The following is a 12,711-nucleotide window of genomic DNA, read 5'->3' as shown; positions in this document are numbered from 1 at the left end:
GCCTGGCGCCGCGTGTCAGGCCAGCAGCCGGGACAGCCGCGCCACGGCTTCCTGCAGCTGCGCCATGGAGTTGGCCGTGGAAAAGCGCACGAAGGTTTCCGGCGCATGGCTGCCGAAATCGCGCCCGGGCGTGAGGGCCAGGTGGGCGCGGCGCATGACCTCGTGGGCGAAATCCCAGCTGCCTTCCACGCCCAGGCGCCGGGCGGCGGCGGTGCAGTCGGCCCAGGCATAGAACGCGCCGTCCGGCCGCACGGGCACGGACAGGCCCAGGGATTCGAGCGCGGGAATGAAGTAGTCGCGGCGGGCCTTGAACTCCGCGCGGCGGCGCTCGTATTCGGCGATGCTGTCCGGCTCGAAGCAGGCCAGCGCGGCATGCTGCGCCACGGTGCTCGGGCAGATGAAGAGGTTCTGCGCCAGCCGCTCCACGACCGGGACCATGGCCTCGGGCACGACCATCCAGCCCAGGCGCCAGCCCGTCATGTTGAAGTACTTGCTGAAGCTGTTGATGCTGACGATGTCCTCGCCGATCGCGAGCGCGGTGTGCCCGAAGGCCTCCTCGTAGGAGAGGCCGAGGTAGATCTCGTCGATGAGGGTGAAGCCGTCGCGCGCCTGCACGGCGGCGTGGATGCGGCGCAGTTCATCGGGCGCGATCGACGTGCCCGTGGGGTTGGAGGGCGAGGCCAGCAGCACGCCGCGGGTCTTCGGGCCCCAGTGCGCGGCGACCTTGTCGGCGCTGAGCTGGAAGCGCTCCCCGGCGGTGGAGGGCACGAGCACCGCGCGGCCGTCCGCCGCGCTCACGAAATGGCGGTTGCACGGATAGCTCGGGTCCGGCATGAGCACCTCGTCGCCCTGCTCGATGAGTGCCAGGCAGGCGAGCTGCAGGGCGCCGGAGGCGCCCGCCGTGACCACGATGCGGCGCGCGGGCACCGCCACGCCGAAGCGCTCGGCGTACCAGCCGCTGATGCGTTCGCGCAGCGCGTCCAGGCCGAGGGCGTTGGTGTACTGCGTGGCGCCGCTGCGCAGGGCGCGGTCGGCGGCCTCGCGCACCAGCGGCGGGGCGGTGAAGTCGGGCTCTCCGATGTTCAGGAAGATCATCGGCTCCGGGCCGCCGGCCACCTCGCGGGCCAGGGCCTGCGCGGCCTTGGCGATCTCCATCACGTAAAAGGGTTCGATGCGCTCGGCGCGCCGGGAGAACTTCATGGGGAGGGGTGTCCGGAGGGGGGCAGGGGGGCCGTGCCGCTCCCGGGGGAGACGGGCGGCAGCGGGGGCGGGCGAAAGGGGCGGGGCGCGCGGCCCGGGCTCAGTCCGTGCGGTCCGCCGCGGCGCCGGGCGCGCGGTCGGCGGCGACCTCGGCCGCCCTCAGCGTGGGCGCGAGGCCGTTGAGCACCCCGTTCACGTACTTGTGGCCGTCGGTGCCGCCGAACTCCTTGGCCAGCTCGACGCACTCGTTGATGACCACGCGCCACGGCACGTCCAGGCAATGCTGGAACTCGTACACGCCGATCCACATGGTCGCGTGCTCGATGGGGGAGATTTCTTCCAGCGTGCGGTCGAGCTTCGGCGCGATGAGCGCGTCCAGCGCGTCGGCGTTCTCGATGCAGCCGTGCAGCAGGGCGTCGTAGTGCGCCGCATCGGCCTTGTGGAAGCCGGAGAGGTCGCGCGTGAACACGTCGATCGCCGTGGCCTCGTTGCGGCCCACGATGTGCTGGTAGAGGGCCTGCAGCGCGAAGGCGCGCGAGCGGCTGCGCGCCGACTTGGACGCGGCCTTGCGCGCGCCCGTGGAGGTGGTGCCGGTGCGCGCCTGCCGCGGCGGGCGCTTGGCGCCGCCGGGCGCCGGGGTGGAGGCGGAATCGTCGCTCAAGACAGCTCCTCCAGCAGGTTCGCCATTTCCACGGCGACGCGCGCCGCGTCACGGCCCTTCTCGGTCTGGCGGGCGACGGCCTGCTCCAGGTTCTCGGTGGTCAGGATGGCATTGGCGATCGGGGTCTGGGTATCGAGCGAGACGCGCGTCACGCCGGCACCGGACTCGTTGGCCACCAGCTCGAAGTGGTAGGTCTCGCCGCGGATGATGCAGCCCAGCGCGATGAGCGCGTCGTATTCGTCCTGCTCGGCCAGGGCCTGCAGCGCCAGGGGCACCTCGAGGGCGCCGGGCACGCGCACGTGGCGGATGTTCTTTTCCTGCACGCCCAGGGCGAGCAGTTCTTCGCGGCATGCGGCCGCCAGGGCCTCGGTGATGCCCTCGTTGAAACGGGCCTGCACGATGCCGATCTGCAGTTTCCTGCCGTCGAGCCTGTCCGCGGTTCCTTTGTCTGCGCCAAACATGGTGTTGCTTATTCCTTGGGGATGTATCCGGTGATCTCGAGGCCGTAGCCGGTCATGCTGGGCAGGCGGCGCTGCTGGCCCATGAGCTGCATGCGCGTGACGCCGCATTCGCGCAGGATCTGCGCGCCCACGCCGTAGGTGCGCAGGTCCATGCGGCCGCGCTCCGGCGCATGCGATGCGCGGGCCGTGCCGTCGAACTGGGACAGCAGTTGCTCGGCGCTCTCGCCGCAGTTCAGCAGCACGGCGACGCCGCTGCCGTGCTGTGCGATGTGGCGCAGGCTGGCGTCCAGGTCCCAGGAGTGCATGTCGCGGCCGACCTCCAGCGCGTCCAGCACGGACAGGGGCTCGTGCACGCGCACGGGGACGCTGTCGTGCTCGCCCCAGGTGCCGCGCACCAGCGCGATGTGGACGGACTGGCTGGGGCCGTCGCGGAAGGCATGGGCGATGAATTCGCCGGCCGCCGTCTGCAGCGGGCGGGTGCCCACCTTCTGCACCAGCGTTTCGTTGCGGCTGCGGTATTCGATGAGGTCGGCGATGGTGCCGATCTTCAGGCCGTGTTCGGCGGCGAAAAGCTGCAGGTCGGGCAGGCGGGCCATGGTGCCGTCGTCCTTCATGACCTCGCAGATCACGGCGGACGGGCTGCAGCCGGCCATGGCGGCCAGGTCGCAGCCGGCCTCGGTGTGGCCGGCGCGCATGAGCACGCCGCCATCGACCGCCTGCAGCGGGAAGATGTGGCCGGGCTGCACCAGGTCGGAGGCCTTGGCATCCCGTGCCACGGCGGCCTGCACGGTGCGGGCGCGGTCGGCGGCGGAGATGCCGGTGGTCACGCCCTCGGCGGCCTCGATGGAGGCCGTGAAGGCCGTGCCCATCTTGGTGCCGTTGCGCGCCACCATGGGCGGCAGGCGCAGCAGCTCGCAGCGCTCGCGGGTGAGGGTGAGGCAGATGAGGCCGCGGCCGAAACGCGCCATGAAGTTGATCGCTTCGGGGGTGACGTGGTCGGCAGCCAGGACCAGGTCGCCTTCGTTCTCGCGGTCTTCCTCGTCCACGAGGATGACGATGCGCCCGGCGCGCATCTCCGCCACGATGTCTTCGACGGGCGAGATGGACGCGGGGGGGAGGGGGGTGTTCATGGGGGCGGGCTTTCGGTGGTCCGCGGCGGCCGGACCGCGCCGCCGGGAAAGGGGAGATTTTAGTGCAGGCGGCCTGCCCCCGCGGCGGAGTCCCGGCGCGCGCGTTCCGGGCCTGCCAGCGCGCCCTGGCACAGCACGGCCGCCAGCAGCGCCAGGCAGGCGAGCTTGGCGGCGCAGAAGACGGCGGCGGCAGTGCCCCATGGCGCCCCGGCCACGTGCAGCAGCGTGTAGTTCTTCGCCAGGTCCGTGGCCGCCAGGAGGCCCATGAACCAGTGGGCGTGGCGCGGCAGCCATGCGAGCCGGCGCCCGCGCGGCACGAGGCGGCGCAGGGCCCAGCCCACCGGATAGGGCAGCCACAGGGTGTAGGCCAGCACGAAGGCGCAGTCCCAGGCCAGCGTCTCGCGCAGCGCGGCGGGGCTGCACGGCGCGCCCGCGGCCGCCTGCCAGGCCGCGGCGAGCTGGGTCAGGGACGGCATGGCGCGCATCCAGCCCGGGGCGTCGTCCAGCGCGCAGGCGCCGCGCCCGGCCAGGGTGGTGGCAGCGAGCAGCAGCGCGACCACCACCGGCAGCACCCATCCCGCGGTGCGCCAGGGCTGGGTGCGGGGCATGTGCTCCGCGGGCACCGCGGCCGCGATGGGCAGGGCGCTGGCGTCGATGGTGTCGTCGGGCTCGCGTTCGCGTGCGTCCAGCGCGGCCCAGACCCAGTACGGGCAGTCGTAGGCCTGGTCGTGCATGGGCGTGTGCGGGTCGCCGGGCTGCAGCTGGCTGCGGTCCAGCCGCAGGCCCTGCGCGAAGGCCTCGTCGGCCATCCAGCGCAGCGTGGTGCGCGACAGGCCGTCCCGGGCATAGGAGCCGCCCACGTCGCTGTGCACGCCGCGGAACCAGCGCTGCGCGAAGCTGCGGTGCATGTGCTCGCGGTCGGAGAAATACGGATCGTCGTAGCGCCGGGGCGTGTAGGGCATGCGCGACTCGTGCAGCGACATCGCATGCCGGACATGGGCGAAGCGCTTGCAGGCGAAGCCGGCCGAGTTGGTGATCTTCAGCCCGCCCAGCAGCCCGATGCCGATGGATTCGACGGTGTCCCAGACGCCCACGAAATGCACCAGGGGCATGCGGCCCAGGGAGAAGTTCTCGATCACGTCGCGCGCGAAGTCCTCGCGATCGCGCGAGCCCGACGGGTTGCGGCGCTGCGGCGGCGCGAAGTAGGTGCGCACCAGGCTCTCCAGCAGGGGCAGGCCTTCCGGATGGACGAGCCCGTACATGTTGACCATGCCGGCCACGGCGCGCGCGGTGAACGCCCCCCGGGAAAAGCCCAGCAGGTAGATGCGGTCCCCGGCCTGGTAGTTGCGGGCGAGGAATTCGTAGGCGCCCGCGATGTTGTGGAACACGCCGCTGCCGAGCGCCAGGCCCGAGAGCCGGTCGCCGGCCTGCCGCAGCCGGGCAGCGACGTTGGCCGGTGGAAACAGGTTGGCGGTGCCGACGCCCGGGTCGTAGTACACGAGCTGCCCGGGGCCGCCGCCCGGCGCGGCAGGGCCCTTGTCCAGCATGCGCAGCAGTTTCACGACGTTGGTGTCCTGCTCGTTGCCCAGGATGTTGCCCGTGCCGTCGAAGAGCAGCACGAGGTTGCGGCCCGGCGCGGCGGCCCAGAGGGCATCGGCTTCGGCGCACTCGCGCAGGATGTCGGCGCGCGTGGGCGCGCCAGCGCCGCGGGCGCCTTGCCGGCGCGCCGCCTCGATGGTGTCGTTCATGGTCCTCTCTCCCTCTTTTATTCCCCGCAGGGTGGGACCATTCTGGCGAAGGTGGGCGCCGCTCCGCAAGGGGGCGGGCGCCTCGGGTCACGTGGGTCGGCCCGTGGACAGGTTCAGACCGCGGAGGTCTCCAGGTGCACGTCGCTGGTGGGGTAGGCCACGCAGGGCAGGACGCAGCCCTCGGCCTTTTCCTCGCGCGAGAGGCCCGGCCACTCGATGGCGTAGCGCACGGTGCCTTCGGAAAGCATGCCGATGCAGGTGCGGCAGGTACCGTTGCGGCAGGAGCTCGGCCAGTCGATGCCGCCCTGTTCCATGGATTGCAGCAGGGTCTGCTCGGGCCAGGCATCGCATTGCGTGCCGTCGTTGCCGACGCGGGCGATGAAGAACGGTGGCGTGGGGGCGGGAGACGTCATGGGAAGGAACCGCCGGGTTGGCGGGGCAGGATGGAATCGGTGGCGGATCGCGGCGCCATGGGGTGGGCAGCTATGGTTTCAGGAGCCCGGCGGGCGGCCTGCCTGCGGGTTTCCCACTGCACATTTTTTGGGCAACGGGAATCAATCCCTTGTGAATCAATCACTTGCAATCGCCATACAGCGCTGCTCCCGTGTTATCCACATTGTTGTCCCATGCGGTGCGGGATAACCGGGCGCAGGCCGGAAGCGGATTGCACAAAATTTGGGCAGCGCGTGGGTTTGCAAGGAAAATCAAGCACTTGCGATCGCCGTACAGCGTCGTTCCCGGGTTATCCACATGATTGTCCAGTGCGGGCAGGGATAACCGCGGAACGCTCAGGCCTCGACCTTCACGCCCTTCCAGAAGGCGAAGCGGCCGCGGATCTGCTCGGCCTCGGGATGCGGGTCGGGGTAGGTCCAGGCGGCATCCGGATTCAGTTCGCCGTTCACCAGCAGCGAACGGTAGGCAGCCTGGCCTTTCCAGGGGCAGGTGGTGCGGTGGTTGCTGAAGGTGAAGTATTCCGCCTTGAGCGCGCTTTCGGGGAAGTAGTGGTTGCCCTCGACGAGGACCGTGTCGTCGCTTTCGGCGACGACCACGCCGTTCCAGGTGGCTTTCATGGGATGTGGATCTCGGTGGAAGTAAGTGGCGCTCCACCATAACCGACTTCGCGGGGGGGCGTTCAGAGGGGCGCGGGCAGGGTGTCCGCCGGCCCGCGTACGGGAAGCTCGATGCGGAAGACGGCGCCGCCTTCCACGTTGCGCGCGTGGATGCGGCCATCCAGCGCCTCGACGATCTTGCGGCAGATGGCCAGGCCCAGCCCCGTGCCGCCGGACCGGTTGCGCGTGAAGCTCGACTGGGCGAAGGCGTCGAAGATGCGTTCCAGCTCGGCGGGGGGGATACCGGGGCCCTGGTCCTGCACTTCGATGCAGATGGTGTCGCCCGCATCCATGCCGGCGCGCAGCTGGATGCACGAACCGTCCGGAGAAAACTTGATGGCGTTGGCCAGCACGTTGCGCACGACCTGCTGGAAGCGCCGGGGGTCCGCCCGGGCCACCAGGGGCCGCAGCGGCAGGTCGATCCGCAGATCCTGCCGGCGCGACGCGACCAGGGGGCCGAGTTCGCGCGCCACGGTGCGGATGTGGCCGCGCAGGTCGGTGCGCTCCAGGTGGATGGTGCCGATGTCGCTCTCGATCTTGGCCACGTCGAGCAAATCGTTCACCAGCGCCAGCATGCGCTGGCCGGCGGCGTGGATGTCGGTGAACATCGCGCCCAGGCGTTCGTCCTGGCTGCGCGCCGAGCCCAGCTCCGCGAAGCCGATGATGGCCTGCAGCGGCGTGCGCAGTTCATGGCTCATGTTGGCCACGAACTGGGAACGCGTGCGGGCCGCTTCCTCGGCGGCGTCGTGCGCTTCGCGGGTGGCGCGCTCGGCCTCGCGGAATTCGCTGATGTCCACCAGGATGCTGAGCACGCCCGTGACGTCGCCGTGGTCCCCGTGCACGGCGGCCTTGAGCACGCGCGTGGCGCGCCGCGTGCCGTCGCCGTAGGGCAGGTCGCGCTCCAGCGTGGTGCCGCCGCCGGACGAAAGCGCGGCGTTGTCCTCTTCCTCGCCCGGGTAGAGGGCCCGGCGTTCCCCCACGATGCGCTCCCGCGTGCAGCCCATCGCCTGCTCCCAGGCGCGGTTCACGAGCACGACGCGGTGCGCCAGGTCGGTCAGCAGCATCGGCTGGGGACTGGTCTCCAGCAGCAGGTTCTGGAAGGCCAGCTGCGCGCGCAGGCGCTGGTCGGCCCGCTCGCGCTCGGTCACGTCCACGGCGCTGCCGGCGAAGGCGAGCACCTGGCCGTCTGCGGCGCGCAGCGGCACCGCGGCCACATCGAGCACGCGTTCGTCGCCGTGGGGCGAGCGCACGCGCAGCTGGCGCGTGCGCAGCGCGGCCTGGGAGCCCGGATCCAGCATGGCGGCCACCCGCTCCTGGCCCTCCGGGTCCACCAGGTCCTGCAGCCGCCGTCCGATCACCGAGGTCTGCGGCTCCCCCCAGAGCGCGCTCCAGCGGGCATTCACATAGGTGAGCACGCCATTGCGGTCGGTGCGGAAGATCAGTTCCTGCACGCTGCGCAGCAGCAGCGCCAGGTCGCGCTCGCTGCGCGCGATGCGGTCCTGCGCGGCGTCCACCGCGGCCCGGGCCGCCTCGCGGGCGCGGAGGCTGCGCCAGGCGATCCAGGTGAGCGCCAGCGCCAGCGCCACCAGTCCCAGTTCCATGGCCAGGAAAGGGTAGGACTCGCGAAGCCAGCGCATGAAGACCTCGTGCTCGGGCTCTTCCACGATGACCACCAGCGGCTTGCTGCGGGAGGCGCGGTAGGCCACGACGCGTTCGGGGCCCTGCACGCCCGGGCCCATGTAGCTGCCGTGCTCGCTCAGGGGCAGCAGGCGCGTGAACACCGGCAGCGAGGCAATGTCCCGGGCGCCGGGGTCGGGCAGGGGGATGGAGGAGGCGAGCAGGCGCCCGTCGTCCGTGGCGATCACCGCGTCGTAGCTGAGCGATTCGAGTGCCAGGTACTGGAAGTTGGAGAGCGCGTCCGGGTTGACCAGCGCCACCAGCATCATCGGCGCCCCCGTGTTGTCGCGGAATCCGTGCAGCAGCGGCACGAAGGCCAGGCCCGGCGGGGCGGGGGGCGGGGGCATCCCGCGCTGCAGGCTCTCCAGCCCGCGTCCGGGCAGCCGCGGACCGATGTACTGGCCGCCCGCTTCCTGCCATGGCCCCAGGCGCTTGCGGTCGATGTCCATGCCGGTGGCGGCGGAGTCGGTGCTCGCCAGCACCCGACCATGCTCGTTCACCAGCGAAACGCTGCGGATGAAGGGCAGGGCGGTGAGCGCCTGCCGCATGGCCCGGCCGGCCTCGGCGCGGCCCTCGGCACCGCCATGGGTCTCGGTGGCCTGCGCGTGCGCCAGGGTCGCCAGCACCATCTCGGCCGAATCGAACGTGCGCGTCGTCTGGTCTTCCAGCACCCGGGCGAGCAGGCGGGCCTGGCCCTCGCTGGTGGCCAGCGTGCCATGCAGGTCGCCGATGCTCACCACGAGGGCGCTCGCCACCGCCCCTGCCGCGGCGGCGAGGCCGGCGATCAGCACGGGGGTGCCGGAGGGCCAGGGCGACAGGCGCCGCGCGAGCTTCCCCAGCGCGCGCTGCAGGAACGGCATGCGCATCAGTGCAACGCCATGGCATCGAGGCCATGGCGCCGGGTCGCTTCGCGCAGCCGGCCGTCGCGCTTGATGCGCGCGACGAAGTCGTCCACGGTGGCCAGCCATGCCTCGTCGCCGGGACGCACGGCATAGGCGGCGGGAATGCCGAGGAAGGGCTCGGGAGGTGCGATGAGCTGTACCCAGTCCGCCTTCTGCGCGAGCTGCTGGGCATAGACGCTGGTGGTCATGAAGGCATCCACCCGGCCCGCGAGCAGTTCGCGCTCGCGGCTGTCCGGCGGCCGCACCGGCACGATGCGCGCATGCCGGAAATGCCGCTCCGCCTGCAGCTGGATGGCCGCCCCGCTCTGCACGGCGACCGCCACGCCGGGCCGGTCGAGGTCGGACCATTGCCGGATCACCGAGCTGCGCCTGGTCGTGATGGCGAACACGCCGCTCTGGAGATAAGGCTGGCTGAACTGCAGTTGCTGCAGGCGCGGCAGCATCATGCCGAGCGCGAACATGGCGACATCGCAGCGTTCGTCCATGAGGTCGGCCACGATGGCGTCCATGGACGAATCGACATACTGCAGCCGCACGCCCAGTTCACGGGCGAAGTGGCGCGACAGCTCGATGTCCATGCCGCTGAGCGCATGCGTGCGCGGGTCGCGGTAGGTCACCCCCCGGTAGCTGGGCCAGATGCAGACATGCACCGTGCCACGCGCCTTCACCCGCTCGGCCACGGGCCCGGCGCCCACGGCCGGAGGCGTCGCCGCCAGGGCCCAGGCCAGCGCCAGTGCGGCTGCGCTGCCGTGCAGGCGGGGGACCAGGCCCTGCAGGGGGTGCCGCATCAGCCGCCCGCCGGGGCCGCCATGGCGGTGTCGAGGCGCCGCACCGCTTCGGCGACGCGCGCGGGGCTGAAAGGCTTGGCGATGAATTCGATGGCGCCGGCTGCCAGGCCCGCGGCGCGGTCGCGCAGGTCGTCGCCCGCGCTCAGCATGATCACGCGGGTGTGGGAGAGCTGCGGGTCGGCACGGATGCGGCGGCAGACCTCCATGCCGTCGAATGCCCCGGGCATCATCACGTCCAGCAGGACGACGTCGGGCCGTTGCGCGCGCGCCACTGCCAGCGCGGTCTCGCCGCTGGCCGCCTCGTGCAGCGACACGTCCTGTTCTTCCAGCGTCATGCGCAGGAGGCGGCGGATATCCGCATGGTCGTCAACGATGAGTACGGTCTTCATGGATGGGCGCGCAGTCCCTTGCAAAGGTTGAATCATATTTATTAGATTTTCCCAATGCAAGTGGAATGCATTCCACAAGACACATACTGCATACATCTTGCATGCCACACAGAGGCACAATGCCAGCTATGCCGAATTCAGAAGACGCCCAGAACGACCACTACACCACCCTTGAAACCGCCAAATTGCTAGGCATGGCGGTACGCTCCATCCAGCTCATGGTGGATCGGGGCGAACTGGAGGCCTGGAAGACCCCCGGCGGCCACCGCCGCATCTCGCGCGACTCGGTGGAGCGCTGGCTGCGTTCCAGGGAGGTGGGCCGCGGCACCGCCGCGGGCGGGCCAGCGGCGGCACGCAGCGCCTCGGGGGGCCGCGCCAAGGTGCTGCTGATCGAGGATTCCGTCCACTACCAGAACCTGATCCGGCTGCTGCTGGACCAGCAGTTCCCCGAGGTGTCCCTGCACATCGCCAGCGACGGCATCTCCGGCCTGGCCATGTGCGGCAAGCTCGAGCCGGACGTGCTCATCGTGGACATCCTGCTGCCGGGCCTGGACGGCGCCGCGCTCATCACGAGCCTGCGGTCGCACGTGCAGTTCGCCCGCGTGCAGCTCATCGTGGTGACATCGCTCTCGGAAGCCGAGCGCGAGCCCTACGCCTTCGCCTTGCAGGGCCTGCCGGTGATCCACAAGCCCGCCATGGTGGCGCAGCTTCCGGAGGCGCTGCGGGCCAGCCTGGCCGCCCGCGGCTGAGCAAGGCGCGGTGGAACGGGGGCAGACCATGGACAAGCCTGTCGTGCTGCTGGTGGAGGACGATCCCTCGGTCGCTCGCTTCGTGTCGATGGCGCTGGAGATCCTGCCCGTGGCGGTGCAGACCTGCCCCTGTGTCGAGTCCGCCCTGGCATGGCTGCAGGAGCACCGCGCCGCGCTGGTCATCACCGACCTGATGCTGCCCGGCGAGTCGGGCATGGGCCTGCTGCGGCGCCTGCAGGCCGAGCCCGGCCTGGCGGGCGGGGCGCGCATCGTGGTGCTCAGCGCCGGGCTGGACCATGCCGTGCGGCAGGAGCTGGCTGCCTGCGGGGCGTGGCGCGCGCTGGACAAGCCCGTCGCCGTGGCGGCTCTGGAGCGGTGCGTGCGGGAGGCGCTGGCCGATTCCGATCCGCTGGCGCCCGCGGCGGGCGGTGCCGTGCGGGCGACGCCGCATGGCGCCGAACCCGGCAGTACCGCGGCGATGGGTGCGGAGGCCGCGGCCATCCGGGAGTATTTCAGCGGTGATGCCGCCCTGTTCCACACCTACCGCGCCGCCTGCCTGCTGCAGTTCGGCCGCGATGCCGCCGAAGGCGACCGGGCACTGCAGTCGTCCGACCTCGCGGCGCTGCGCAGGCTCTGCCACAGCCTGGCGAGCGTGCTGCGCACCCTGGGCCGGGCCGAGGACGGCGCCCTGGCGCGCGAGGTGGAACTGGCCGCCCTCGAAGACCGCGCAGAATCCGCGCGGGCGCTCTGGCAGGTGCTGCGCGCGCGCCTGACGGCCTAGCTGTGATGTCTCAATAGGTTGTTCATCCAGGCCCGACCTGGGAAGCTGTGGTTACCAGGCCCCAGCAACTCAGTACAGGACACCGGATGAACAGTCATAAGCATGCGCGATTGACCCGCGCAGGTCGAGCCCTTCTGGTCGACAGAGTGCTCCAGCAGAACTGGACGATGCGCCAGGCCAGCGAAGCCGCAGGCGTGAGCCTGCGCACCGGCTACAAGTGGATGGCCCGCTTTCGCAACGAAGGCCCCGATGGCTTGCTCGACCGCAGCTCCCGCCCGCACCGCAGCCCCCAAGCCTGCCCACCCGAGCAGGTCCAATTGTTCGAACAGCAGCGCCGCCAGCGCTTGCCCCTTTGGCGCATCGCCCGTGAGACCGGCCGCAGTCTGGCGACCGTAGCGCGCCACATGGACCGCATCGGCCTGAGCCGGCTCGCATCGCTGGAGCCACCGCAGCCCGTGCGTCGCTACGAGCGCGCAAGCCCGGGCGAACTGCTGCACATCGACACCAAGCGGCTCGGCCGCATCCACGGCGTGGGCCACCGCATCACCGGCGACCGAACCCAGAACCGCAACCGTGGCATCGGTTGGGATGCGGTGCATCTGGCCATCGACGACCACTCCCGCGTGTCCTTCGCCCAGGTCCTGGCCGACGAGACAGCGCTGAGTTGCGTGCAGTTCCTGCGAGACGCGGTGGCCTACTACGCCAACATCGGCGTACGCATCGAGCGCGTCATGACCGACAACGGCTCTGGCTACAAAAACGCCTTCCGCGCGGCCTGCGAGGAATTGGGCATCCGCCACATCCGCACCCGGCTCTATACGCCCAAGACCAACGGCAAGGCCGAGCGATTCGTACAGACCAGCCTGCGGGAGTGGGCCTATGCCAGACCCTACGAAAGCTCAGCCCAACGCACGGCTGCCCTGCAGCCCTTCATTGACGGCTACAACTGGTGCCGGCCACACTCCGCGCTCGGCCATCAGCCTCCCATCACACGCATGCCGGGTGTGAACAACCTCGTGAGACTCAACACCTAGCCGCGAAGCGCGCGGCGTCACATCGGGCGCTGTTTCCGGCGCGGTGACGTGCGGCGTTACCCGGGGCGGGGCATGACATATG

At 70.8% G+C, this 12,711-nt stretch carries 13 protein-coding genes; 3 read left to right on the top strand and 10 right to left on the bottom strand.

Annotated elements, in window-relative coordinates; translation table 11 throughout:
- Positions 1–15: 15 nt before the first annotated feature.
- The 10 genes from ACGHC0_RS15475 to ACGHC0_RS15430 all read right to left on the bottom strand — a co-directional run bounded on the left by ACGHC0_RS15475 (position 16) and on the right by ACGHC0_RS15430 (position 10,065).
- On the bottom strand, positions 16–1,200 hold the full coding sequence (locus ACGHC0_RS15475; RefSeq protein WP_107131834.1) for a pyridoxal phosphate-dependent aminotransferase: 1,185 nt from the start codon (positions 1,198–1,200) through the stop codon (positions 16–18).
- A 100-nt stretch (positions 1,201–1,300) separates the two neighbouring features.
- Entirely contained in the window at positions 1,301–1,861 is a 561-nt protein-coding gene (gene nusB / locus ACGHC0_RS15470; RefSeq protein ID WP_368351821.1) for a transcription antitermination factor NusB, read from the bottom strand.
- Positions 1,858–2,322 carry a 6,7-dimethyl-8-ribityllumazine synthase gene (ribH, locus tag ACGHC0_RS15465; protein WP_019701156.1) on the bottom strand — a complete coding sequence of 155 codons (465 nt, stop codon included), beginning with the start codon at positions 2,320–2,322 and terminating at the stop codon, positions 1,858–1,860. Before ribH ends, nusB begins: the two co-directional genes overlap by 4 nt.
- An 8-nt stretch (positions 2,323–2,330) precedes the next feature.
- The gene (ribBA, locus tag ACGHC0_RS15460) at positions 2,331–3,452 is read right to left on the bottom strand and encodes a bifunctional 3,4-dihydroxy-2-butanone-4-phosphate synthase/GTP cyclohydrolase II (protein WP_368351820.1); all 1,122 of its coding nucleotides are present in this window, start codon (positions 3,450–3,452) and stop codon (positions 2,331–2,333) included.
- A 59-nt stretch (positions 3,453–3,511) separates the two neighbouring features.
- A complete protein-coding gene (locus tag ACGHC0_RS15455) occupies positions 3,512–5,200 on the bottom strand; it encodes a T6SS phospholipase effector Tle1-like catalytic domain-containing protein (protein WP_415266054.1) in 1,689 nt (562 codons plus the stop codon).
- 113 nt (positions 5,201–5,313) lie between these two features.
- Positions 5,314–5,613, bottom strand: coding sequence for a 2Fe-2S iron-sulfur cluster-binding protein (locus ACGHC0_RS15450; protein WP_368351818.1), 300 nt, complete (start codon positions 5,611–5,613; stop codon positions 5,314–5,316).
- Positions 5,614–5,988: 375 nt separating this feature from the next.
- Positions 5,989–6,270 carry a DUF427 domain-containing protein gene (locus ACGHC0_RS15445; RefSeq protein ID WP_013595302.1) on the bottom strand — a complete coding sequence of 94 codons (282 nt, stop codon included), beginning with the start codon at positions 6,268–6,270 and terminating at the stop codon, positions 5,989–5,991.
- 62 nt (positions 6,271–6,332) lie between these two features.
- A complete protein-coding gene (locus ACGHC0_RS15440) occupies positions 6,333–8,852 on the bottom strand; it encodes an ATP-binding protein (protein WP_415266053.1) in 2,520 nt (839 codons plus the stop codon).
- Positions 8,852–9,676, bottom strand: coding sequence for an ABC transporter substrate-binding protein (locus ACGHC0_RS15435; protein WP_415266052.1), 825 nt, complete (start codon positions 9,674–9,676; stop codon positions 8,852–8,854). The genes ACGHC0_RS15440 and ACGHC0_RS15435 overlap by 1 nt, the downstream gene beginning before the upstream one ends.
- Positions 9,676–10,065: a response regulator transcription factor gene (locus ACGHC0_RS15430; protein WP_415266051.1), complete on the bottom strand. Its 390-nt coding sequence runs from the start codon at positions 10,063–10,065 to the stop codon at positions 9,676–9,678. Before ACGHC0_RS15430 ends, ACGHC0_RS15435 begins: the two co-directional genes overlap by 1 nt.
- Positions 10,066–10,193: 128 nt before the next feature.
- On the opposite strand from ACGHC0_RS15430, the gene ACGHC0_RS15425 reads away from it, so the two are divergent.
- The 3 genes from ACGHC0_RS15425 (at position 10,194) to ACGHC0_RS15415 (ending at position 12,629) form a co-directional block, all read left to right on the top strand.
- Complete coding sequence (locus tag ACGHC0_RS15425) at positions 10,194–10,814, top strand: response regulator (RefSeq protein WP_415266050.1); 621 nt, start codon at positions 10,194–10,196, stop codon at positions 10,812–10,814.
- A gap of 28 nt (positions 10,815–10,842) precedes the next feature.
- Positions 10,843–11,595 (top strand): response regulator, encoded by a 753-nt coding sequence (locus ACGHC0_RS15420; RefSeq protein WP_415266049.1) that lies wholly within the window; start codon positions 10,843–10,845, stop codon positions 11,593–11,595.
- Between the two features lie 86 nt (positions 11,596–11,681).
- The gene (locus ACGHC0_RS15415) at positions 11,682–12,629 is read left to right on the top strand and encodes an IS481-like element ISAav5 family transposase (RefSeq protein WP_415266048.1); all 948 of its coding nucleotides are present in this window, start codon (positions 11,682–11,684) and stop codon (positions 12,627–12,629) included.
- Positions 12,630–12,711: the final 82 nt, after the last annotated feature.

Origin of the sequence: Acidovorax sacchari (assembly GCF_042847045.1) — a bacterium.
GTDB classification, from domain to species: Bacteria; Pseudomonadota; Gammaproteobacteria; order Burkholderiales; family Burkholderiaceae_C; genus Paracidovorax; species Paracidovorax sacchari.
Note: the sequence above shows the minus strand (reverse complement) of the source record. Positions and strands in the feature narration are given on the sequence as shown.